Raw genomic sequence first — 23,669 nt, 5'->3', positions numbered from 1 at the left:
GCGGCGGTCAGCCGCCGACGACGAGCGAGATCTTGCGCAGCAACGCCGCGAGCGTCGCCCGTTCCCGGTCGGTCAATGCCGCCAGTGCGTCCTCGTCGTCACGCAGGCGGCGTGGCAACTCGGCATCGACAAGCCTGCGGCCGGCGTCGGTGGGCCGCAGCAGCACGACCCGACCGTCCCGCTCGGACTTCTTGCGCTCCAAGAGCCCTCGCCGAGAAAGACTTTCACTGATCTTGGTGATCGATGCACCACTGAGTGTCGTCGTCGAGACGACCTCACTGGCTCGCAGCGGCCGCCGGGCGCGCACCAGCGCACCGAGGACGTCGAACTCCGATCGACCGATTCCGTGCTCCTCGAGATTGCGGTCGAGTTGGGCATTGGAGATCGCAGCGATGCGCTGAACCCGACCGAGTACGCCGATGGGGGCGACGTCGATATCGGGAAAGGCCTGCGCCCACTCGTCGATGATCCGGTCGACCAGGTCGCGGGGGCCCGCATCCCGGGCTGCGTCGGCGGCGTCGGTCACGCGGCTCATCGTAGTCGCGATCACATATTTTACTAGTAAAATAGTGATAAAGTAATTTCATGTCCACGGCCTCTCCCTACCTCGCCCTGCCCGCTCGCCCCTCCCGTCGGGCCGCACTGCGCCACGCGGTGAGCGTGCGGGCGTGGCGGGAGGCGTTGTCGGTGGACACCAGCCGGATCGGCTACGCCGCACCACTGCGGGTGGGCATGGCCGTCGGCGTGGTCCTGGTGATCGGCGGACTGACCGGTCATCGGGACATCGCCGGACTGGCCGCTCTCGGCACACTGATTTCGGCGTTCTGCCGGCCCGACCCCTATCCGGTACGTGCGGGCCGGCTGGGCGTGCTTGCCGTCGCGATCACCACGGCCGTCGGTATCGGTGCCGCGCTCGGCGCATTCTCCGGATCGTTGGTGGTCGAGATCGGCGTCATCTCGGCCCTCGCCGGTGCCGCCGCCTATCTGGTGTCGGCGCTGCACATCGTCGGCCCGGGAGGCATCATCTTCGTCTTCGCGGCGACCGGAGCGGCCGGCTTCGCGGGCGATCTCTCCGACGTCGGCCGGGCTGTCGCGGCCACCGCCCTGGGCTCGGTGATCGGCCTGCTCGCCGCGTTGGCGCCCTGGCTGATCGCGATGTCGACCGGCCGGGGCCGCACCGAGATCCCCGGATCGGCTGCGCGGGAATCCCTGTGGACGCAACTGTCCGGAGGTCACTCCTCGCACACCCGACGCCATCTGCTGATCTCGGCGGCCCGCATCACGGTGGCCGCGGCGGCGGCCGCGGGAGTCGCCGCGGCGGCGGGGCTCGCGCACCCGATGTGGGCCGCGATGGGAGCGATGGCCGCCATGCAGGGGGTGAGCTATCACCACACGGTCAGTCGCGGGGTGGCCCGGTTGCTCGGCAACATCGGCGGTGCGGCGATCGCCGCGGCATTGCTCGCGCTGCCGCTCGGCTATTGGGGCGCGGTGGCGGCCATCGTGGTCCTGCAGACGTGCGCGGAGATCTTCTCCACCGTCAACTACGCGATTTGTTCACTGGCGGTGACCCCGATGGCACTGCTGCTCACCGGGTTGGGCGCCGGCCTGTCACCCGAGATGGCGGTGGACCGAGTGCTCGACACCGGCATCGGCATCGTGGTGGGCATCGTCGTTGCCGCACTCGCCATCACCTCACGTGACCTGCACACAACAGGAAACTGAACCGAGTTTTCACGTACGTCACATTGGCGCAACGATGCGGGTACCTGTCACTCATAGCTTCGTATCGCTCGCACAACGCCCCGGCCCGACCACGACACCCAGTCGACGATCCGGGGCACCGAACCCAGGAGTACCCCATGAGTGGCAGCATGTCGCGCCGTCAGGCCATCGAGGCCGTGACCACCTACGAGATGGAGACCGACGGCTTCCCCGAGCCGTTGGCCGACACCTTCGGCCGCAACGTCTTCACCCTGTCGGTGATGAAATCGCGTCTCCCCAAGCACGTGTTCAAGGCCGTGTCGGCCACCATCGACAAGGGCGCGCCGCTGGACCCGACTCTCGCCGACTACGTCGCCTCGGCGATGAAGGACTGGGCGATCGAGAAGGGTGCCTCGCACTACGCCCACGTCTTCTACCCGCTCACCGGGTTCACCGCCGAGAAGCACGACTCGTTCCTCGAGCCCGACGGCTCCGACGGTTCGCTCGCCGAATTCCAGGGCAAGACGCTGCTGCAGGGCGAGCCGGATGCATCGTCGTTCCCCAACGGCGGTCTGCGTGGCACCTTCGAGGCCCGCGGCTACACCGGGTGGGATGTCACCAGCCCCGCCTACATCCTCGAGAACCCCAACGGCAACACGCTGTGCATTCCCACGATCTTCATCTCGTGGACCGGTGAGGCCCTGGACAAGAAGACACCGCTGCTGCGCAGCCAGCAGGCCATGAGCAAGCAGGCCATGCGACTGTTGAAGTTGTTCGGACACAAAGACGTCGACACCGTCGTCTCCTATGCCGGAGCCGAGCAGGAGTACTTCCTGATCGACCGTCATTTCTATTTCGCCCGACCCGACCTGATGACCGCCAACCGCACCCTGTTCGGCGCCAAGCCGTCCAAGGGCCAGGAGTTCGACGACCACTACTTCGGGTCCATCCCGGATCGTGTGCTGGCGTTCATGATCGAGCTCGACCGCGAGTTGTTCAAGCAGGGCATCCCGGCCAAGACGCGGCACAACGAGGTCGCTCCCGGCCAGTTCGAGTTGGCGCCGGTGTTCGAGAAGTCCAATCTCGCCCATGATCATCAGCAGCTGATGATGACGACGATGAAGAAGGTCGCCGAACGCTACGGCATGGTCTGTCTGATCCACGAGAAGCCCTTCGCCGGCGTCAACGGTTCGGGCAAGCACGTCAACTTCTCGCTGGGTAACAGCAATCAGGGCAACCTGCTCAATCCGGGCGACACCCCGCACGAGAACGAGCAGTTCCTGGTGTTCTGCGCGGCCATCATCCGCGGTGTGCACAAATACGGTGGCCTGCTGCGCGCGTCGGTGGCCTCGGCGTCCAACGACCACCGCCTCGGCGCCAACGAGGCCCCGCCCGCGATCATCTCGATCTTCCTCGGCGAGCAGTTGGCCGACGTCTTCGACCAGATCGCCAAGGGCGGCGCCAAGGAGAGCAAGCAGACCGGCGTCCTCGAACTCGGCGTCGACACCCTGCCCCCGCTCAAGGCCGACGCCGGCGACCGCAACCGCACCAGCCCGTTTGCCTTCACCGGCAACCGTTTCGAGTTCCGGGCCCCCGGCTCCAACCAGTCGATCGCCGACCCGATGGTGGCCATCAACGCGATGCTGGCCGACTCGCTGGACTACGTGTGCACCTTCCTGGAGACGGAGACCGCCGCGGGCACCGACTTCGATGCGGCAGTGCAGAAGTTGCTCGAGGCGATCGTCACCGATCACGGCAAGGTCGTGTTCAACGGCGACGGCTACTCCGATGCCTGGCAGGAGGAGGCGGCGTCTCGTGGTCTGCTGAATCTGCGCACCACGGTCGACGCGATGGCCCAGCTCGACGAGCCGGAGATCAAGGAGTTGATGGCCAAGTACGGCATCCTGTCCGAGCGGGAACTCAAGGCCCGCAAGGAGGTCGTACTCGAGCAGTACGCGCTTGCGCTGCTGGTCGAGGCGAAGGAAACCCTCGAGATCGCCAAGACGATGATCCTACCGGCCGCGACCCGGTACATGGGCGAGCTCGCGTCCACCGCGGCGAGCCTGAAGGCCGCGGGCATCGACATGGAGACCCCGGCATTGTTGACGATGACCACCTCGGTCAAGGCGCTCAACAAGAAGATGGACGCCCTCGAGGAGGCCATCGCCGGATTCCACGGCGACACCGTCGAGGCGGAGTCGGAATACGCGCTCGCCTCGCTCATCCCGGCGATGGCCGAAGTCCGGACCGCGTCGGACAAGCTCGAGACCATCGTCGCCGACGATCTGTGGCCGCTGCCCACCTACAACGAGATGCTCACGATCCTGTGATCGCCCCGTACCGATCCACCTCGTACTGATCCACTCTGCAGCCCCGCACGTGCCCGCCGGGATTCTTCCCCGGCGGGCACGTGTGTATTCATCGGCCGGGGCCGTAGATTCGAGGTATGGACGAGGCGCGGATCGGGCTGGGGCGGCTGGTGCTCGCCCTCGACGCGACGCTCGTGACGCTGGTGGAGGCACCACGGGGCCTCGACGTGACCGTCGGGTCGGTGGCGTTGCTCGACCCCGACGACCTGCGCCTGCCGTTGGGCGCCGCCGCGCGCGGTGCCGACGTCTTCCTGATGGTCGGTACGTCGGAAGCCGATGTGGTGCACTGGCTTCCGACGATCGCTGCCGCTCCGCCGATTGCGGTGATGCTCAAATCCCCCGGTTCGGGAGTGACCGAGGCGCTCGCCGCAGCGGGGATCGCGGTCATCGACGTCGACCCGCACGCACGGTGGGAGCGGATCTACCAGTTGTTGATTCGCGTCCTCGACACCGCAGCAGGTGTCGGCGACCCCGATGCATTGGCGTCCGGGGCGTGGGCGTCGGGCACCAGCGGCGACCTGTTCGAACTCGCCGCCGAGGTGGCCCGACGCACCCACGGCCTGGTCAGCATCGAGGATCAACGTTCACACGTGTTGGCCTACAGTCGCGCCGGTGACGAGGCCGACGAGCTACGGCGATTGTCGATTCTCGGTCGCGAGGGGCCACCGGAGATGTTGGCGTGGCTGCGCCAGTGGGGTGTGATGGACGCCCTGCGTACCTCGCACGGGGTCGTGCGGGTGGCCGCGCGCACCGACCTGGGTCTACGGCCGCGGATGGCTGCACCGATCCGCTCCGGTCCGGACTTCCTGGGAGTCGTCTGGCTGCAGCAGGGCGACTCGGAGTTCGCCACCGACGCCGAGACCATCCTTCGAGGGGCCGCTGCCGTTGCGGCACGGGTGATTTCGCGACGCCGGGCGGCGGGGACCGGTCACGACGAGATCGTTCGGCGGCTCCTCGGCGCACATGGCGAGAGCATCGACGCGGGATATCTGGGGGCGCAACTCGGCATCGCGTCCGACGCACCGGTGATCGTTGTCGGCTTCGCTGGTCGCGGGCCGAGCGTCGGCGAGGTCGCCGGTTCGGGCATTCCGGCGGGTGTCGTGTCGGCATTGACGTTGCACGCCAGCGCTTTGCGGCCGCTTTCGGTGACCACCACGCTCGGGACGCGTGCCTACGTGGTGCTGCCGGGCGACGGGTCGGAGGGGAACGGCCCCGGGGTCGGCTCGGTCCTGGCGTGGGCCCATTCGGCGGTCGAGGCCGCCGACCGGCAATTTCAGACATCGGTGCGCGCCGTCGTCGCCGGACCGGCAGCAGGACTGTCCGAGGTCCCCGAGCTTCGCCGACTTGCCGATCGGGTTCTCGATGCGGCACAACGGGAGTCCGACCTCATCGACCCGGTGACGACGGTGTCGGCGTCCCAGACCGGGGTGCTGCTCGGCGAGATCGTCGCCCTGCTCTCGGCCAACCCCGACCTGATCGACAGACGCGTCGTCGAACTCGCCGACCGCGATACCGAATCCGGCGGCGACCTCACCGCGTCACTGCGCGCCTATCTCGATCATTTCGGCGACGTCCGCGCAGCATCCGAGGCACTCCACATCCACCCGAATACGTTGCGCTACCGCATCCGTCGCATTCGCGACCTCACCGACATGGACCTCGACGACCCCGCCACCCGACTGGTGGTGGCGCTGTCACTTCGCGCCCGGTAGTGCTTTTCGTGGTGGTCGAGGTGCCTTTTCATGGTGATCGAGGTGCGACGAGCGCCAGCGAGGAACCTCGAGACCCGGTGAGCCACAGCTGGTTCCATCCCACAGCAAAAGCGACCGTCACCGCGGGTAGGTGACAATCACCTGCCCACTCCGTCGGTTCCGCCACTCCACCCGTCGGTCGGTGTAGAGCGTCGGCACCCACTCCGCGAGATGCTTGCGTTGATGATCGGCCCGACACAGTGGGATGCGGTCACCGAGTACCGTCCACCCTCCGGCCTCGGGGTCGGTGTGGTTGAAGGGTCGCCGGTGGTCGAGGTCGCACAGGTGTGACGGCCTGCTGCAGTACGGGTATCGGCACCAGGCATCATTGGCCAACACCTCAGCGCGCAAGGTGGCGCTGGGTGCATAGGTCAATGCCCCAGGTGATGGCACGGTGTGACCTCCGTGTCCGGTCGGATCGGCCGGTGGTGCTTGGGGCCGGTCGGAGATCTGCGGGATCAACGGACCAGCCGTCCGTACGGATTCGGGGTAGTGGATGGTCTTCGCCACGTCGGCGAGGGTGGTGGCGTAGTCGCGGTCGATCGGCCCGTATCCCTGCAACCGAGGCACGAGAATCCCGTCCGGATCTTTCAACACCGTCAGGACGGGTGCACCGGGTACGACCAGGGCCCGCCCGAACGCCACCGCCACCTCAGGAGGGGTGGAAGGTCCAGTCGGGTCGGGGATCTCGGGTTCCGCGACCGGCTCCACCAGCTCAACTGGGTCATGCTCATCGGAAGTTTCCGGCGCACTGGAAGGTTCGATGTCCTCGACTTCAGGTACATCGGCGTCGACAGGTTCGGGCATCAGGTCGTCCCACGCTGCCGCATCCGCAGCGTCAGCGGGTGTCTCCGCCGACTCGTCACGGGCAGCACCGCCTTTCGCGCAGTCGTCGTGTCCGCATTCGCAATCAAGCCGGGCGCCCGGGACGCCGGTGATCTCCCCGAGTGCGATGACTCGCAGCGATCCCACGCGGCGGGGGTCCTTGCGGCAGGTCCGTTCATCGATGAGGGCGTTGATCTGCGTCGTGAGAAACACCCCGTAATGGGCGGGAACAACCGCATCCAGAGAGGAGTGCCCGGCAACGTCGGGGGTGATGGTCACGTTTCCCACGAGATCGGTGAGGGTGTCACGGTCCTCGATGACACTGTCGGGGTTCATTGAAATCAGTGCGGCGTCGAGTTGTTGCGACAGCACCGGATCCGTCGTGGCGCGGGACCCGTATTCCAGGACGATCTCCTCGAACGACATCTCGGACTCGTCACCGGTATCGACGGTGTCGGTGTCGCTGTCGGTGTCGGTGTCGGTGTCCGCGCCACGCTGGGCGGCGCGCGCCATGATCGAGACCCGATTCGTGGACAGTTCACCGTTCAGATAGGCGGCACGGATCAGCGGGAACTTCTCCAACAGATCCGCCAGAGCTATCCAACTCCCGGCTTTGCTGCGGGAGACCTTGAACTGCAGAGACACTTCGGCGCGTGCGAGTTTGTCGGCGTGCTCGATCACCGAACCCCACACCTCGACCTCGGACTGGCCCGCCAAACGCTCCCGATACACCCGCTCCGCCAGCGCGGCGGCAGCCAGGACCGTCCGGGCTTCGTATTTGCGGGACTCGCGTAGCAGGTCCGGACCGGTCTCGGTGAGCTCATCGCGCGACATGGCTGCGATCGCGGCGGCATCGGCACCCGGATCGGTGAACGTCAACGTCGTCGACACCCGAAACCTCCCCTCCCGCGATCGGTGATCCAACCTATGGGCACAAGTGTACGAAGGGGTACCGACAAAACCGGTGCGATGATCGCCAGGCTGGAGAAATCTGTGGACAACTATTCTCCACTCATCGACTGGGCGCTCTATTTCATCGATCGGGTAGTGGATGTGGTTGCGATACTTGTCATCTCACCAGGGTCTCGAGGCTCGCCGCACGCGGCTCACACCTCGACCATCGGGAAGAAGCGGTCGAGCATCGGCGGTAGAAGCGCTCGACCATCGGAGGGAAGGGTCGAACATCGGCCAGGAACGGCCGTCGTTCTACTCCGATGGTCGAGGTGCCGAGGAGCGCCAGCGACGAGCCTCGAGACCCCGCTCGCCGAGCATTGTCCGCACCACCGAGGAAATCGCGGCGCGCTACTCCCGCAGGACCGCTTCGAAGGCGATGCGGTCGCCGCGGTAGAGGGAACGGACCTTTTCGATCGGCCGGCCGTCGGAGTCGAGAGATCGCCTGTGCAACAGGATCATCGGCATGGACGTCGTGGTTTCGAGGAGCGCCGCCTCGCGAGGAGAGGCGAGCGCCGTCTCGATCCGTTCGTGGGCGGAGGCGAAATCGACGCCTGTCGCACGGACTGCCGCGTAGAGAGAGGTGGCGGGATCAAAGGTGGTCAAGAAGTCGCCGAAGCGATCGACGGGCAGATAGGTGATCTCGAGGCCGAGTTTCGCTCCGTCCGCGAGCAATACACGTTCGAGGTGCAGCACGCGCGAGCCTGGGGGCAATTGGAGGTCATCACAGAGGGCGTCGTCGGCATCAACCTCGATGAACTGCACCAGATCTCGACTCGGAGTCCGTCCGTGCTTCTTCGCGCCCTCGGTGTAGGACTGCAATGACAACGGCTGCACCAACTTCGGCGCCGACACGACGGTGCCACGACCGCGCCGCGCGATCCGCCCCTCGACGAGCAGATCATGCAGGGCTTGTCGGACGGTCTCGCGTGCAACGGCGAACTCCTCGGCGAGCGCGCGCTCGGCCGGCACCGGATCACCCTCTTCGAGGCCGGCGAGCTTCTCCTCCAGTCCGGTGCGCACCTGGTAGTACTTAGGAGTCTCGCGCACCGAGCGCCTCCTGCGTCGCCACTGCTCGTTCGGCGACCGATCCGGCGATACGACACAGGTCGTCGACGCTGATCGCCTGCGCACCAGGAACTTTCGCCGCATCGTCGAATCGGCGGAGCCGTACCGCATCCGACCACCAGCGGTGGTCCGTCCACTCGATCCCGACGTCGCCTGCGCCGCCCTGATGCTCCAAGGAGTCAACGGATGTATCACTGAGCGACTCCGCATAGCCCGGTTCGGTCGCGGCCAGATGACGTTTGGCCGCCACGTGCGCGCCGGCCAGCCACGCCACCCTCTCGCCGAATCGTGGTGCCAACCACGCACATGCGGCGCGGTCGTGATGAGCATGGTCATCGATCAGCGGACTGTGCCCGATGTCGTGGAGCGCCGCGGCGAGCACAAGTTCGTCGTCTGCACCGTTGACCTGCGCCTGCCACGCGGCTTGCGTCGCATGCTCGAACTCGTCGACGGCGAGCTCGTCGTAGACACCGTGGAGCGAGTCGAGCAGGGCGGTCACCTCGGCGACGATCTCTGCTGGTGAAGTCATGCCCGCAAGCATACCGGGTTCGGTCTAGACCAAAAGTTAACCGAACGTTTTCCTGGCAGACCTTCTTTGGTCTAGACCAAACGGTGATGATGGTGGAGCACACGCCCCGATCGCAACTTGTCCAGACCAGGAGCACCCATGCGAGTTCGACACCTCACCCGCGCCGTTGCAGTCGCTGCTGCAGCGGCCGCCCTCACTCTGACCGCCGCGTGCGGCGGCACCGGCACCCAGTCGTCGTCGGGCGCCACGACACTCACCGTGTACAGCGCCGACGGCCTCGGCAGCTGGTACAAGAGCCAGTTCGCGGCGTATCAGAAGCAGACCGGCGTCGCCGTCAACGTCGTGGAAGCCGGCTCCGGCGAGGTGGTTTCGCGCGTCCAGAAGGAGCAGTCCAACCCGCAGGCGGACCTGCTGGTCACACTGCCGCCGTTCATCCAGCGCGCCGACGCCGACAAACTCCTGCAGTCCTCCGGCGTGCAGGATGCCGCAATCGCCCAGGGCAACAATGCCGCCGACGGCAACTATGTCGCCATCGTCGACAACACGCTGAGCTTCATCGCCAACCCCTCCGCCCAGCCCGCACCGCGCACGTGGGATGACCTGCTCGCATCGCAGTACAAGGGCAAGATCCAGTACTCCACACCCGGGCAGGCCGGCGACGGAACCGCGGTGCTCCTGCTGTTGCAGCACCTGATGGGCAACCAGCAGGCCCTCGACTACCTCGCCAAACTCCAGACCAACAATGTCGGTCCGTCCAGCTCGACCGGCAAGCTGCAGCCCAAGGTCAGCAACGGAGAACTGTTGGTGGCCAACGGCGATGTTCAGATGAATCTCGCCTCCATCCGCGACGACGGCTCGAAGTTCTCCCTGTTCTTCCCGGCCATGCCCGACGGCACCCGCACCACCGTCTCGCTCCCCTACTTCGCCGGTGTCACCAAGGGTGCACCGCATGCGGAAGAGGCCAAGAAACTACTCGCCTACCTGGTCAGCAAGGACGTGCAGAACACCGTCGCCACCGACGCGCTGGGTATCCCGGTCCGCACCGACGTGACCGCACCGAACGGCCCCGACAGCCCCGTCGCGGCCATCAAGGGTGTCACCGTGTGGCGGCCCGATTGGAATGCGGTGCTCAGTACTCTCGACGCCGACGTCGCCGCCTACCAGAAGGCCACCGGGAACTGACATGAGCGACAACCCGATCCGCCGCTCGGCACTTGCCGGCCGCGCCACCGAGACCGATGCCACGACAGCCGTCAAGGCACCCGACAGCATCGTGTTCAATCGTGTGTCGGTCACCTATGGCCGCGGCAAGAAGTCGACCGATGCACTCCGCGATTTCACCCTTCGGGCCCGGCGTGGCGAGACCATAGCGCTCCTCGGTCCGAGCGGTTCCGGCAAGTCCACGGCGCTCAAGGCGCTGGCGGGCTTCGTCCGGCCGAGCGCGGGTCAGGTCTTCCTCAACGGCGACGACATCACCGATCTACCGCCCGCCAAACGCGGCATCGGCGTGGTCGTCCAGTCCTACGCGCTGTTCCCGCACATGCGGGTCGCCGACAACGTCGCATTCGGGCTGAAGGCACGACGCCTGCCGCGCAAGGTCATTGCCGAACGCGTCGAGGAATCGCTGTCGATGGTCGCGATGGGCGAGTACGCCTCCCGGCTCCCCCGCGAGTTGTCCGGTGGCCAGCAGCAGCGCGTCGCGATCGCCCGTGCCCTGGCCATCCGGCCCGAGGTCCTGCTGCTCGACGAGCCGCTCGCCGCCCTTGATGCCGCATTGCGGTCGTCGATGGTCGTCGAGTTGCAGCACCTTCGGGATGCGTTGCCCGACACCACGATGCTCTACGTCACCCATGATCAGACCGAGGCGCTCGCACTGGCCGACCGAATCGGCGTCATGCGGGACGCGAGCCTGGTGGATCTGGGCACCGCCGACGAGTTGTGGTCGCGGCCACCAACCGATTTCACTGCCGGATTCCTCGGCGGCGCCAACCTCATCCCGTGCACCGTGGGTCGGGTCTCCGGCTCCACCGCGCTGGTGGAGGCGGGCGGAAAGATGTTCTCCACCAACGCACCCGAACCTGTCCAGCGGTGGGCACCGGGGTCGCCGGCGCTGATCTGCGTGCGGCCGCACGACGTCGAGGTGGCGCCGGCCGGCGCACACGGCTCGATGTGGGCGCGGGTGGACGGGTCGGTGTGGCGGGGCTCGACGACGCGCGTCAGCCTGGCCGTCGAAGGACTGCCCGATCAGCTCATCGACGCCGACGTCGTCGGTCACGTCGACTACGCACCGGGTTCGGTTGTCGGCGTGCGCTTCCCGGACCCCATCGGCGTCCTCGTCGCCTCCGAGGGCACCCCGCGATGAGCGCCGGCGCACTACTCACCGACGACGCCACGTCCACGCCACCACCGCAACCGAACCGCCCCCTGCGATCGCGCAGCGCAGTCTGGGTGTGGCCACCGCTCGTGATCGTGCTGATCATCGCGGTGTACCCACTCGTGCGGGTGCTGACCGAATCAGCGGGCGGCACCGGTGAAAGCACCTGGGGTGCAGTACTGTCCAGCGAGATCTTCCGGACCGCGCTCCTGCGGACCGCGCAGGTCGCCGTCGCCTCGACACTGGGGGCGCTGATCCTCGGTACCTTCCTGGCGATCGTCCTCGCCTTCGTGCCGTTCCCCGGCTCCACGATCGTGGCGCGACTCATCGACACCGTCCTCGCACTGCCGTCGTTTCTGATCACGCTGGCGTTCACCTTTCTCTACGGCACGGCGGGTGCGGTGAACGCGATCATCGCCGACGTCACCGGCAGCCGTCCGCTGAACTTCCTCGCCACGCCGTGGGGGGTGATCGCTGCGGAGATCACCTTTTTCACCCCGTTCGTCGTCCGGCCGCTGCTCGCGTCGTTCGCGACGCTGTCCACCGATCAACTCGATGTCGCCGCGAGTCTCGGGGCCTCCCCGTGGCGGGTGTTGCGCTCGGTCATCATGCCCGAGGCGTGGCCGGCGTTGATGGCCGGCGGCAGCCTGGTTCTCCTGTTGACGCTCAACGAGTTCGGCATCGTGTTGTTCACCGGCGCCAAGGACGTGATCACGCTGCCGGTACTGATCTACACCCGCGGCATCGTCACCTTCGATCTCGCCGGCGCCGCGGTGATCGCCACCGTCCAGGTGGCCCTGTCATTGGCCCTCTACGGCATCTACCGCCTCATCTTCGCCCGGATATCCGGCAAGCGGAAAGGACTGTGAGACATGCTGTTCTGGAGTCGTGGCGGCCGCGCCGCCGTATGGATGATCTTCGCCGTCGTGGTGCTGGTGGTGTTCGTCGCCCCCATCGCCACCGTGGTTCTCGCCGGATTCGCCGGGTCCTGGACCGGCCCACTGCCCTCCCATCTGGGTCTGACACACATGGGTGACGCACTCTCGGGCGAGAACGTCGCCTCGTTGTCGGTGAGCCTGCAGACCGCGGTCATCGCCGGCGCCCTCGCCCTGATACTCGGCACCTGGGCGGCGCTGGCGATCCGGGATTCCGCGGGACCGCTGCGCCGGATCACCGACGCCGTCTTCCATCTGCCGATCGCGGTGCCGTCGGTGGCGATCGGCCTGGGCCTGTTGATCAGTTTCAACTCGCGCCCGTTGCTGCTCGGGGGCACCAAGTGGATCGTCGTCGTCGCCCACACCGTACTGGTGCTGGCCTTTGCGTTCAGCGCGGTCTCGGCCGCCTTGGATAGGCTCGACCCGGCATATCGACAGGCCGCCGAATCGCTCGGCGCGTCACCGCTGCGGGTGCTGACCCGCGTCACCCTGCCGCTGCTCCTCCCCGCGCTCGGCGCGGCCGCAGGTCTCTCGGTGGCCCTGTCCATGGGTGAACTCGGTGCCACGGTGATGGTCTATCCGGCGACGTGGAAAACGCTGCCGGTCACCATCTTCGGGCTCTCCGACCGCGGCGATGTATTCTCCGCCGCCGCCTGCACGACCATCCTGCTGGTCACCACGATGCTCGCACTGGTCCTCCTCGGACGTATCCGGTCACGCGCCGTCGTCCGCTGACCCGCTTGTCCGATCAGCCAACCATCAACGTCGATGATTGGCTGATCGGACATATCGCAGGTGTCGCCGTCTTGGTGGACTGACGGGTATGGACGCGATCACCCTTCCCCCACGCCCGGCGAACGAGCCGGTTCACACCTATGCGCCGGACACTCCGGAACGTGCCCGCATCGTCGCGGAACTGCGCGCACAGTCACAGGCCGACCCCATCGACCTCCCCCACGTCATCGGCGGCCGTGCCCGGATGGGCGACGGCGACCGCATCGACGTCGTGCAACCGCACGCCCACGCCGAGGTGCTCGGCACCTTCACCAATGCCGGCCACGACGAGGCACGAGCGGCCGTCGATGCCGCTCTCGAGGCCGCCGACGCCTGGGCACACACCAGCTTCGACGATCGTGCCGCGGTGCTGCTGCGCGCCGCCGACCTGCTCTCGGGACCGTGGCGCGAACGGATCGCCGCGGCCACCATGCTCGGACAGTCGAAGACCGTGCAGCAGGCCGAGATCGACGCACCCTGCGAGCTCATCGACTTCTGGCGCTTCAACGTGGCCTTCGCCCGCGAGATCCTCGCCGAACAACCGATCTCCTCGCCGGGCGTCTGGAATCGCCTCGACCATCGCCCCCTCGACGGATTCGTCTACGCCATCACACCGTTCAACTTCACCGCCATCGCCGGCAACCTGCCCACCGCGCCGATGTTGATGGGCAACACGGTGGTGTGGAAGCCGTCACCGACACAGGCCTACGCCGCGCACCTGACCATGGAACTGCTGCGCGCCGCGGGAATGCCCGACGGGGTCATCAACCTCGTCCACGGCGACGGCATCGCGGTCTCCGATGTCGCCCTCGCCGATCCACGTCTCGCGGGCATCCACTTCACCGGGTCGACGGCGACATTCCAGCATCTGTGGCGCGAGGTCGGGGCGAATATCGACCGCTACCACAGCTATCCACGTCTCGTCGGTGAGACCGGCGGCAAGGACTTCATCGTCGCCCACCGCTCGGCCGACCCGGATGTGTTGCGCACCGCCCTGATCCGCGGCGCCTTCGAGTACCAGGGGCAGAAGTGCTCGGCCGCCTCCCGCGCCTACATCCCGCGCTCGGTGTGGGATCGGATGGGCGACGACTTCCTCACCGAGGCCAACGAATTGACCTACGGCGACGTCCGCGACCTCGGCAACTTCGGAGGCGCCGTCATCGATCGGCGCGCCTTCGACAAGCACGTCGCGGCCATCGATCGCGCCAAGACCGTGCCCACGATGACGGTGGCCGCCGGTGGACACTGCGACGACTCGGAAGGCTACTTCGTCCGCCCGACCGTCCTGCTCGGCGACGACCCGACCGACGAGGCGTTCGCGACCGAGTACTTCGGCCCCATCCTCGCCGTGCACGTCTACCCCGACGCCGACTATCCGAACATCCTGCGGATGGTCGATTCGAGCGCGAAGTACGCGCTGACGGGATCGATCATCGCCTCTGACGGCGCCGCGGTCGCCACCGCATCGGATGTTCTGCGCAATGCCGCAGGCAACTTCTACATCAACGACAAGCCCACCGGTGCCGTCGTCGGTCAGCAACCCTTCGGTGGCGGCCGGGCCTCGGGCACCAACGACAAGGCCGGGTCGAAGGCCAACCTGATGCGCTGGAGTTCCACCCGCACCATCAAGGAGACCTTCGTGCCGCCCACCTCCTCCGCCTACCCCCACATGGAGCAGTGATGAGTACGGTCTTCGACGCGGTTCTGCGGCCGGTGATCATGAAAGCCGCTGCCAGCGAACGGATCAAGGAAGCATCGGTGCGGCTGCCGATCACCGAGCGCGTGGTGAACCGGTTCGTGCCGGGCGAGACCCTCGACGACGTACTCGCCGCGATCCGCGGATGCCTCGACGAGGGACTCTCGGTCACCATCGATCACCTCGGTGAGGACACCACCGACGAGAGCCAGGCGAGCGCCACCGTCGACGCCTATCTCGCACTCCTCCAGGCAATGTCGACGCAAGAAATGTCGCCGCTCGACGTCGAGCCCGGCAGGCTCGAGGTGTCGCTCAAACTCACCGCGCTCGGCCAATCACTGCCCCGACATGGCCGCAAGATCGCCGAGGAGAACGCGCACACGATCTGTGCCGCGGCGCGGAGGGCCGGGGTGCTGGTCACCGTCGACGCCGAGGACCACGGCACCGTCGACGAACGGTTGCAGATCGTCCGCTCCTTGCGCGGTGAATTCCCCGAACTCGGCACCGTCCTGCAGGCGTATCTGCGTCGCACCGAGGACGACTGCACCGAATTCGCGGCATCCGGCGCGCGAATCCGGTTATGCAAGGGCGCCTACGCCGAGCCGGCGGCGGTCGCCTATCCCGACCGCTCCCAGATCGACGAGGCCTACCTGCGGTGTCTGCGAATCCTGATGAAGGGCAACGGATATCCGATGGTCGCCAGCCACGACCCGACGATGATCGCAGCCGCCCGCCACCTTGCCGCCGAGGTCGGTCGCGCCCCCGACAGCTGGGAACACCAGATGCTCTACGGGATTCGCGCCGATGAGCAACATCGTCTCGCCGCCCAGGGCGCGCGGGTGCGCGTCTACATCCCCTACGGCCAGGAATGGTACGGCTACTTCGTCCGGCGTCTCGCCGAGAAGCCTGCCAACCTCGGGTTCTTCCTGAGGGCGCTCGCGGGGTAATCACCGGCCCGCTACTCAGAGCGGCTGCGCGCGCCGGACCTGATCGGCAGCGCGGGCCGCGTCGAGGTCGACGTCTGCGGTGATCACCGCCGGTCCAGCCCGGAGGACCCCCGAGGTCAGCGGCTGGGCGCGCAGTCCGCCGCGCCCGATGAGGGCCTTGCGCACGCCGTCGCCGGCCATGGTGTCCATCCAGGAACACGGATGTGCCGGCCGGCCACCGCGGAACCGGATGGGGCCGTCGCCGGTGTCGACCTCGAATTCCACGCCGCGTAGCGGATCGAGCTCGAGACCGCGCACAACGATGTTGCGCCGGGCCAGCACCGGGTCGGCGTCACCGGCCGCGGCCTGCCACGCCTCGATCGCGAGGAACGTCACCGCGGCCTCGGTGTGGGCGCGCACGCCGAAGAACCGGTCGCCGCGAATCCCTTTGTCGGCGACCACATCGACGTGATCGGGGGTGTGGGTCGCCACGTCGTCGGCGGGACCGTCCTTGGGCCGGCCGAAGTAGGCGTGTCGGGGTGACACGACCAGCGACTCGATCTCGACGTCATACCGCACCCCACCCAGCGTAGGCGCACCGAGGTATGCGCTACCGCCGATCCTCCGGCGGGATGTAATGCAACCCGCGGAACACCGCGCTGCCGGCGAACACCGAGGCATCGAGATCGACCCCGCGATGTCTGGCCATCCGCAACGCGAGTCGCAGCAGCATCTTGATGTCGCGCGGGGTGATGTCGGGGAAGCCGCCGACGAGGTCGTCGAGTAGATCCTCCCCAAGGATGACGTCGTTGCCCGCGGCGAGGATCTGCCACACCTGGCGGGCGTCCTTGGGTCCGGGTGGCTGGTATTCGATGACCGCGGCACACCGGGCGAGGATCGCCTCGTCGACGCCGTCGATCCGGTTGGTGGTGAGGAACAGCAATCCGTCGAAGTACTCGAGGGTGCGCAGGAACTCGGCGACGATCGCGTTCTGCGACAGGTCCATTCCGCGTTCCATGACGAAGACGTCGGCCTCGTCGAGCAGCAACACCGCATCCCACCGCTTGGCGCGGTCGAAGATCACCTCGAGATTCTTGCGCACCAATTCCGGTGTCACACCCAGTGATCCGGAGTGGATCGAGTACAGCGGACGTGCGGTGACCTCGGCGTACACCTCGGCGGTCAGCGTCTTGCCGACGCCGGGGCGTCCCTTGGCCAGGATCACGTTGCCCGCCGATTTCCCGTCGATGATGTCACCGGTGAACACCGAGATGTCGGTGGTGAGGATGTTGAGGAGTTCTCGCTGATCGTCGGGCAGCACCAGCTTGTCCTGCAGGTGCGCATCGTAGGCGTAGTCGACGAGGTCGCCGGTGTTGACGTCGAGGAAATCCTGTGCGCCCAAATCGAACACGCGCACCGCGGTGATCACCGGGACCGGCCCGTACTCATCGGGGCCGAACAGGATCGACGGCGCCACCATGCGCAGCGCCGCGATCTCGCTCGGTGCGACGTCGTGGACCACCTTGCGGTTCTCCCGCTTGTTGGGCGCCCGGTAGTCATCGGTGCGGATCACCCGGCCGGTGTAGCGGTACTGCTTACCGAACCCGTCGTCGATGATCCGTTGATACTGCTCACGGCGAGTCTGGTACTCCTCCTTGAGTTCCGGGGTTTCCTTGTAGGCACCGCCGGCGGCCAGGACGTCACCGGGGGTCTTGCCGACCACCTCGGTCTCCTCGAAGTAGAGCACCTTCGGTTTGCGCGACGGACGCTTCACCGTGGCGTTGTCGGCCTCCATGGTGAACTTGATCCGCGGACCGTGGGTGCGGTCGGCATGTTCGAGAGTCAGGTCCATGACGAGGTACGGATGCAGATATCCATCGGATTCACGGACGTAGAGCCAACCGTCGATGAGGTCGTGGCGCAGGAAGGTTCGGAAGATCTCGGTCGCCGCGTCGATGTGCGGGATGCGCGGAAAGCTACCGGCGCGGGCCGAGATGATCGCGGTGACCGCCCTGGCGAAGGAGTCCTCGCCCGCACCACCGGCGGTGTCGACGAGATCGGCGAGCGCCGCGTCGGTGAGATCGCGGTCGGTGATCCCGATCTCGGCCGAACGCCACGAACCCGCTTGTGCGCGTACCGCGGTGAGGTCCGGTGACGAGGTAGCCGCGACAACGGCGGTGGGTGCGACGAGCACGGTGGACTCCTTCGCTTCTGGTGAGGTCGGTCTTATTTCCTGCGATCAGGCCTGCGGATCGAGGACGAAATCGTATTCGGTGATGTAGCCCTCGCCGTTCGGGTTGTCCTTGACGTCGAGCATCAGTTCGGGCTTGACCGCCGAGGCGATGTCGTCGCCGTTGTGCGGGTCGCCGGGGAAGTACAGCTGCGAGGTGATGAGCTGATGGCCGGGCGCGCTGACCTTGAAGTGCAGGTGAGCCGGACGCCAGGCGTGCCAGCCGGCGGCGGCGATGAGCTGGCCGCACGCGCCGTCGGTGGGGATCATGTACGGCGCCGGACGCAGCGTGTGAATCTCGAAACGCCCGTCCTCGTTGGCGATCCAGGTGCCACGCAGGTTCCACTCGGGCAGGCCCGGGGCGAACTGCGAGTAGAAACCGAGATCATCGGCGTGCCACAGCTCCAGGCGCGCACCGGCGAGCGGGGCGCCGTCGACGGCGCGCACCTGCCCGGCGAACACCAGCGGATCACCGGGCTCGTCGTCGCGCATGGGAATGGTTCCGTTCCACGGCAACTCGGGTGATCCCTCAATGTAGTAGGGGCCCTCGATGGTGCCCTTGCTGCCCTCGCGGTGCTCGTTGGCGACCTCTTCCACCGAGTGCTCGAGCCACACATCGAGGAACAGCGGCCACTCACCGTCGGTGCCGACCTTGATCAGCCACGCCTTGAGCGCGTTGTACTCCTCGTAGGACACCTTGTCCTCGAGGACGATGTCGTTGAGTCCCTTGATCACCTTGCTGGCAAGGTAATTCACGCGTGCGGTGTCGATGACGCCGGAGCGGCCGCCCGCGGTGGCCATGCGCTCGGCGAAACGCGCCGACGCGTTCGCGCCGGATTCGGCGGCCTTGGCGTTGACCTCGGTGTCGAAGCTGGTGTCGGTCATGATGCGTACTCCTTGTTGATGGGGCTGGATTGATGGGGCTGGATGATGTTGGGCTTGTTGGGCTTACGGGTGATCAACCCGCGTTGATGTCAGAGGGGTGGGTGGCCAGCGGGGTCACCGAGATGTCCATGTAGGCGAAGAGCGGGAGTCCGGACAAGATCGTGTGCAACTCGTCGTGGTCGGCCACGTCGAAGATCGAGTAGTTGGAGTACTCGCCGACGATCCGCCAGATGTGCGGCCACTTGCCCGACCGTTGCAGCTCTTGTGAATACGCCTTTTCACGCGCCACGGTGTCGGCCCGCACCTCGGGGTCGAGATCGTGGGGGATGTTGACGTCCATCCGGACGTGATAGAGCATGCGCGTCTCCTATCGGTCGACTCGGTAGCGGGCGAGTTTGTCGGGGTCGATCTCGATGCCGATGCCGGCGTTCGGGCTGGTGTGCAGGTAGCCGTCCCGGATCTGCAGGGGTTCGGTGAGCAGGTCGTCGCTCATGTCGAGGAAGTTCGACAGCTCGCCGGCGTAGCGGGAGGTCAGTTCGTGGGCCGCGCCGAACGCCAAGGTGCAGGCGGTGCCGACCTGACCGTCGATCTGATTGCCCATCACCACGTCGATGCCGAGTCCCTCGGCGAGGTGATGTACCCGCCGTGACCACGTGAAGCCGGTGCGGGCGGTCTTGATGCTGATCGCGGTGGCCGAGCCGCCGAGGATCTCGCGGGTGACGTCGGCGGCGGTGGGCACCGACTCGTCGGCGATGACCGGGACGTCGAGGTGCTCGACGAGCCAGCGCCGGCCGACGACATCGTCGGCGGGGCACAGTTCCTCGGCGAAGAGCAGATCGAGGTCGGCCATGTCCTTCATGGCGCGCAACGACTCCGACGACGACCAGCCGCGGTTGCCGTCGACGTAGAGTTCGATCTCGTCGCCGAATCGCTCACGCAACGCGCGGACGACGGCGGTGTCGAGGCCGATCGGTCGGCGCCCGACCTTGACCTTGAAGGTCGCGATCCCGTAATTCTCGCGCATCTTCTCCGCCTCGGCGACCATGGTGGCCGGCTCATCGAAGCCGAGCATGTGACTGACCCGCAGGCGATCGGTGTAGCGGCCGAGCAGGTCGGTCACCGGCATCTGCAGGGTCTTGCCGAGCGCGTCCCAGATCGCCATGTCCACAGCGGCTTTCGCGGTGGGATTGCCGATGGTCCGGTTGAGACGGGCGACCATCATCTCGCGGTCGAGCAGCGTGAGCCCGGCCAGTTGCGGGGCGAACACGGTCTCGATGACGGCGACGATCCCGCGCTGGGTCTCGCCGTAGGTGAACGGACGCGGGGGCGCCTCGGCGACACCGATGATTCCGTCGTCGGTGTGGACGCGAACCAGGACGTGCTCGGCGACGGACACCTCGCCGGAGGCGAACCGCAGGGGTTTGCGGTAGGGAATGGCGAACGGAATCGCCTCGATCTCGATGATTTTCACAGTTTCTCTCCCAGCGGGGCGGACGAGGGAAGCACGGCGGACAGGTCGAAGGCGTTGCTGATCACCCGGGCCACCGATTCGACGACCGGGTTGGTCTCACCGGCGTTCCAGGCCAGGGCGACCTCGGTACTGCCGGCGTCGGCGAGATCGCGGATCACCAAGCCCTCCATGGGAAGTGCGCGGACCGAGGCCGGCAGCACGGCAACTCCGAGACCCGCCGCGACCAGCGCGAGCAGGACCGGGGTGCCCGACGCCTCATGCGCACGTTGCGGCACGAAACCGGCTCGGCGGCAGGCGCGCAGCGTCGCGTCGTTGACCGCGGAATCACGGCTGTCGTACATGACGAACGGCTCGTTGCGCAGATCGGTGGTGGCGATGACGGGTTCGACGGCGAGGCGGTGATCGGCGGAGACCACCAGGACCACCGACTCGACGTCGATGGTGCGCAGTTCGATACCGTCACCGACCACCGGTGGGCGCAACACACCGAGGTCGATCTCGCCCGACTGCAGCGCCGCGCACTGCATCGGGGTGAGCATGTCGGAGGAGATCTGCAGCTCCACGTCCGGCAGGGCCTGCTTGACCGCGCGCGCGATTCGCGGCAGGTGTGAGAAGGCGGCGATGCCGGTCAGTCCCAGACGCACCAGTCCGCTGCGTCCGGCCGCGATGCGCCGTACGCCTTCCATGGCCGCATCGACGTCGTCGAGGATGCGCGCGGCCTCGCCCTGCAGATACTCCCCTGCCGGGGTCAGCGCGACCTGGCGTGTGGTGCGGGCGAAGAGGGTGACATCGAGTTCGGATTCGAGCTGGCGGATCGCATACGACAGCGCCGGCTGGGCGACGTGCAGCAATGCGGCCGCCTGCCCGAAGTGGCAGGTCTCGGCGACGGCGGCGAAATAGCGGAGATGACGGAGCTCCATGTCGTCCTCCTTCCCTGTCTCGAGTGAACGAACCTGATCAATCGGCCGTATGTGATCGACACCACGTATCAATCACGGTAGATCCGCGATCCATACGAGACAAGGACACGTATTCCGTCGATTGAGAGGACTTGTTTATCAATCAGATGCCTGGTCAGGACTGGGGTTAATGCCGGTGTGATGGGTGACACGTGCTGCGAGAGTCGAAGCACAGCCCACATCCAGGAGGTAGCCATGACCGTCACCGATCGGCCCGACCACTCGACCCCCGAGGCGTACTCGAGCGTCGTTCCCGCGGCACCGTCGGAGCACGTCCGCTCGGTACTGTCCGAGGCCGTCATCGACGATCGCGACGCCGGCATCTACCGGGCGAACCGACGCATCTTCACCGACGAGGAGATCTTCGAGCTCGAGATGCGCCACATCTTCGAGGGCAACTGGATCTATCTGGCCCACGAGAGCCAGGTCGCCAACCCCGGCGACTACTTCACCACCTACATCGGCCGCCAACCGGTGATGATCACCCGCGGCAAGGACGGCGAGCTGCACTGCCTGATCAACGCGTGCGCACACCGCGGGGCGATGATCTGCCGCCGCAAGACCGACAACCGGATGACGCTGACGTGCCCGTTTCACGGGTGGACCTTCCGCAACGACGGGACCCTGCTCAAGGTGAAGGATCCCGACGACGCCGGCTACCCGGACACGTTCAACGTCAACGGTTCTCACAATCTGACCAAGGTGGCGAAGTTCGGCAACTATCGCGGTTTCCTGTTCGGCAGCCTCAATCCCGACGTGCTGCCGCTCGAGGAGCATCTCGGCGACACCCGCACCGTCATCGACATGCTCGTCGATCAGTCACCCGAGGGCCTCGAGGTGCTGCGCGGCTCGTCGACCTACACCTACGACGGCAACTGGAAGGTGCAGGCGGAGAACGGCGCCGACGGCTATCACGTGACGGCGACCCACTGGAACTATGCGGCGACGACCTCACGGCGCAACACCGGCGAATCCAAGAACGACACCAAGGCCCTCGACGCCGGCGGTTGGGGCAAGTCCGGTGGCGGGTACTGGTCGTTCCCGCACGGACACCTGTGCCTGTGGACGTGGGCGGCCAACCCGCAGGACCGTCCGCTGTGGGACAAGATGGATGACCTCAAGGCGAAGTTCGGCGACGCCAAGGGCGAATTCATGGTGAAGGGGTCACGCAATCTGTGCCTGTACCCGAATGTGTATCTGATGGACCAGTTCTCGACGCAGATCCGCCACTTCCGGCCGATCGCGCCGGACAAGACCGAGGTGACGATCTACTGCATCGCACCCAAGGGTGAGAGCGATACCGCCCGCGCGCATCGTATCCGTCAGTACGAGGACTTCTTCAATGCCTCCGGCATGGCGACCCCGGACGATCTCGAGGAGTTCCGCTCCTGCCAGTTGACCTTCCGCGCCACTGCCGCCCCGTGGAACGACATGAGCCGCGGTGCGCAACACTGGCTCTCGGGCCCCGACCCGGTGGCGCAGAGCCTGGGCATGACCGAGATCGTCTCGGCGGGAAAGAAGAACGAGGACGAAGGGCTCTATCCCGTCCAGCACGGCTACTGGCTGGAGACCATGCGTGCCGCCGTCGCCGAAGAAGAGGCCGCCACGCGTCAGGCGTGAGCGACGAGCCGACCTCCCAGCCCACTTTCGTTCGCAGAAGGCAGATCCCAATGACCACCGAATCCCTGTCCACCCCGTCTCCATCCACCCAGGCCGGCACCACGCTGATCACCCAGAACATGATCGAGCAGTTCCTCTACCGCGAGGCCCGCTACCTCGACGACCGCGAGTTCGAGAAGTGGCTCGAGTGCTACGCCGACGACGTCGTCTACTGGATGCCTGCGTGGGACGACGATGACCGTCTGGTGGAGAACCCGCAGCGCGACATCTCACTCATCTACTACGCCAACAAGGGTGGCCTCGAGGATCGGGTGTTCCGGATTCGCACCGAGCGGTCCTCGGCCACCTCGCTTCCCGAGCCGCGCACCAGTCACAACATCAGCAACGTCGAGGTCATCGAGCGGCGCGGCGATCTCGTCGACGTCCGATTCAATTGGCATACCATGTATTTCCGGTATCACACGGTCGACCCGTACTACGGCACCTCGTTCTACACCGTCGACTTCTCCGGGGAGTCGCCGCTGATCCGTCGGAAGACCGTCGTACTCAAGAACGATTACATCCACCACGTGGTGGACGTCTACCACTTCTGAGAAGGCCGGTGC

21 protein-coding genes are annotated in these 23,669 nt (G+C 66.5%); 11 read left to right on the top strand and 10 right to left on the bottom strand.

Features of this window, described 5'->3' with window-relative positions; translation table 11 throughout:
- Positions 1 to 7: 7 nt before the first annotated feature.
- Complete coding sequence (locus GOPIP_RS04115) at positions 8 to 535, bottom strand: MarR family winged helix-turn-helix transcriptional regulator (RefSeq protein WP_006368291.1); 528 nt, start codon at positions 533 to 535, stop codon at positions 8 to 10.
- A 50-nt stretch (positions 536 to 585) separates the two neighbouring features.
- Between GOPIP_RS04115 and GOPIP_RS04110 the strand changes: the two genes are divergently transcribed.
- The 3 genes from GOPIP_RS04110 to GOPIP_RS04100 all read left to right on the top strand — a co-directional run bounded on the left by GOPIP_RS04110 (position 586) and on the right by GOPIP_RS04100 (position 5,782).
- Complete coding sequence (locus tag GOPIP_RS04110; protein ID WP_006368290.1) at positions 586 to 1,722, top strand: FUSC family protein; 1,137 nt, start codon at positions 586 to 588, stop codon at positions 1,720 to 1,722.
- Between the two features lie 137 nt (positions 1,723 to 1,859).
- Positions 1,860 to 4,031 carry a glutamine synthetase III family protein gene (locus GOPIP_RS04105; protein WP_006368289.1) on the top strand — a complete coding sequence of 724 codons (2,172 nt, stop codon included), beginning with the start codon at positions 1,860 to 1,862 and terminating at the stop codon, positions 4,029 to 4,031.
- Between the two features lie 116 nt (positions 4,032 to 4,147).
- Positions 4,148 to 5,782: a PucR family transcriptional regulator gene (locus GOPIP_RS04100; protein ID WP_006368287.1), complete on the top strand. Its 1,635-nt coding sequence runs from the start codon at positions 4,148 to 4,150 to the stop codon at positions 5,780 to 5,782.
- Positions 5,783 to 5,899: 117 nt separating this feature from the next.
- On the opposite strand, the gene GOPIP_RS04095 is transcribed toward GOPIP_RS04100, so the two are convergent.
- From GOPIP_RS04095 to GOPIP_RS04085, 3 genes are all read right to left on the bottom strand, one after another.
- The gene (locus GOPIP_RS04095; RefSeq protein ID WP_006368286.1) at positions 5,900 to 7,537 is read right to left on the bottom strand and encodes an HNH endonuclease signature motif containing protein; all 1,638 of its coding nucleotides are present in this window, start codon (positions 7,535 to 7,537) and stop codon (positions 5,900 to 5,902) included.
- 411 nt (positions 7,538 to 7,948) lie between these two features.
- A complete protein-coding gene (locus tag GOPIP_RS04090; RefSeq protein WP_006368285.1) occupies positions 7,949 to 8,647 on the bottom strand; it encodes a GntR family transcriptional regulator in 699 nt (232 codons plus the stop codon).
- Positions 8,631 to 9,206, bottom strand: a complete 576-nt coding sequence (locus GOPIP_RS04085; RefSeq protein ID WP_006368284.1) for an HD domain-containing protein — start codon at positions 9,204 to 9,206, stop codon at positions 8,631 to 8,633. The genes GOPIP_RS04090 and GOPIP_RS04085 overlap by 17 nt, the downstream gene beginning before the upstream one ends.
- A 126-nt stretch (positions 9,207 to 9,332) precedes the next feature.
- On the opposite strand from GOPIP_RS04085, the gene GOPIP_RS04080 reads away from it, so the two are divergent.
- The 6 genes from GOPIP_RS04080 to GOPIP_RS04055 all read left to right on the top strand — a co-directional run bounded on the left by GOPIP_RS04080 (position 9,333) and on the right by GOPIP_RS04055 (position 15,920).
- On the top strand, positions 9,333 to 10,376 hold the full coding sequence (locus GOPIP_RS04080) for a 2-aminoethylphosphonate ABC transporter substrate-binding protein (RefSeq protein WP_006368283.1): 1,044 nt from the start codon (positions 9,333 to 9,335) through the stop codon (positions 10,374 to 10,376).
- 1 nt (position 10,377) lies between these two features.
- Complete coding sequence (locus tag GOPIP_RS04075; protein WP_006368282.1) at positions 10,378 to 11,556, top strand: ABC transporter ATP-binding protein; 1,179 nt, start codon at positions 10,378 to 10,380, stop codon at positions 11,554 to 11,556.
- A complete protein-coding gene (locus GOPIP_RS04070; protein ID WP_006368281.1) occupies positions 11,553 to 12,437 on the top strand; it encodes a 2-aminoethylphosphonate ABC transporter permease subunit in 885 nt (294 codons plus the stop codon). Before GOPIP_RS04075 ends, GOPIP_RS04070 begins: the two co-directional genes overlap by 4 nt.
- A 3-nt stretch (positions 12,438 to 12,440) precedes the next feature.
- Entirely contained in the window at positions 12,441 to 13,238 is a 798-nt protein-coding gene (locus GOPIP_RS04065; RefSeq protein ID WP_006368280.1) for an ABC transporter permease, read from the top strand.
- Between the two features lie 88 nt (positions 13,239 to 13,326).
- Complete coding sequence (gene pruA, locus GOPIP_RS04060; RefSeq protein WP_006368279.1) at positions 13,327 to 14,958, top strand: L-glutamate gamma-semialdehyde dehydrogenase; 1,632 nt, start codon at positions 13,327 to 13,329, stop codon at positions 14,956 to 14,958.
- Positions 14,958 to 15,920: a proline dehydrogenase family protein gene (locus GOPIP_RS04055; protein ID WP_006368278.1), complete on the top strand. Its 963-nt coding sequence runs from the start codon at positions 14,958 to 14,960 to the stop codon at positions 15,918 to 15,920. Before pruA ends, GOPIP_RS04055 begins: the two co-directional genes overlap by 1 nt.
- A 15-nt stretch (positions 15,921 to 15,935) precedes the next feature.
- Here GOPIP_RS04055 and GOPIP_RS04050 read toward each other — a convergent pair whose 3' ends face one another.
- The 6 genes from GOPIP_RS04050 to GOPIP_RS04025 form a co-directional block, all read right to left on the bottom strand.
- Entirely contained in the window at positions 15,936 to 16,478 is a 543-nt protein-coding gene (locus GOPIP_RS04050) for a hypothetical protein (RefSeq protein WP_006368277.1), read from the bottom strand.
- A 31-nt stretch (positions 16,479 to 16,509) separates the two neighbouring features.
- On the bottom strand, positions 16,510 to 18,093 hold the full coding sequence (locus GOPIP_RS04045; protein WP_006368276.1) for an AAA family ATPase: 1,584 nt from the start codon (positions 18,091 to 18,093) through the stop codon (positions 16,510 to 16,512).
- Between the two features lie 45 nt (positions 18,094 to 18,138).
- Positions 18,139 to 19,014: a catechol 1,2-dioxygenase gene (gene catA, locus GOPIP_RS04040; RefSeq protein ID WP_006368275.1), complete on the bottom strand. Its 876-nt coding sequence runs from the start codon at positions 19,012 to 19,014 to the stop codon at positions 18,139 to 18,141.
- A 73-nt stretch (positions 19,015 to 19,087) separates the two neighbouring features.
- The gene (catC, locus tag GOPIP_RS04035; RefSeq protein WP_006368274.1) at positions 19,088 to 19,372 is read right to left on the bottom strand and encodes a muconolactone Delta-isomerase; all 285 of its coding nucleotides are present in this window, start codon (positions 19,370 to 19,372) and stop codon (positions 19,088 to 19,090) included.
- 9 nt (positions 19,373 to 19,381) lie between these two features.
- Positions 19,382 to 20,485, bottom strand: coding sequence for a mandelate racemase/muconate lactonizing enzyme family protein (locus tag GOPIP_RS04030; protein ID WP_006368273.1), 1,104 nt, complete (start codon positions 20,483 to 20,485; stop codon positions 19,382 to 19,384).
- Entirely contained in the window at positions 20,482 to 21,405 is a 924-nt protein-coding gene (locus tag GOPIP_RS04025) for a LysR substrate-binding domain-containing protein (RefSeq protein ID WP_006368272.1), read from the bottom strand. The genes GOPIP_RS04030 and GOPIP_RS04025 overlap by 4 nt, the downstream gene beginning before the upstream one ends.
- 234 nt (positions 21,406 to 21,639) lie before the next feature.
- Between GOPIP_RS04025 and benA the strand changes: the two genes are divergently transcribed.
- Positions 21,640 to 23,064: a benzoate 1,2-dioxygenase large subunit gene (gene benA / locus GOPIP_RS04020; RefSeq protein WP_006368271.1), complete on the top strand. Its 1,425-nt coding sequence runs from the start codon at positions 21,640 to 21,642 to the stop codon at positions 23,062 to 23,064.
- 50 nt (positions 23,065 to 23,114) lie between these two features.
- Positions 23,115 to 23,657, top strand: a complete 543-nt coding sequence (benB, locus tag GOPIP_RS04015) for a benzoate 1,2-dioxygenase small subunit (protein ID WP_006368270.1) — start codon at positions 23,115 to 23,117, stop codon at positions 23,655 to 23,657.
- Positions 23,658 to 23,669: the final 12 nt, after the last annotated feature.

Origin of the sequence: Gordonia polyisoprenivorans NBRC 16320 = JCM 10675 (assembly GCF_000241325.1) — a bacterium.
GTDB classification, from domain to species: Bacteria; Actinomycetota; Actinomycetes; order Mycobacteriales; family Mycobacteriaceae; genus Gordonia; species Gordonia polyisoprenivorans.
Note: the sequence above shows the minus strand (reverse complement) of the source record. Positions and strands in the feature narration are given on the sequence as shown.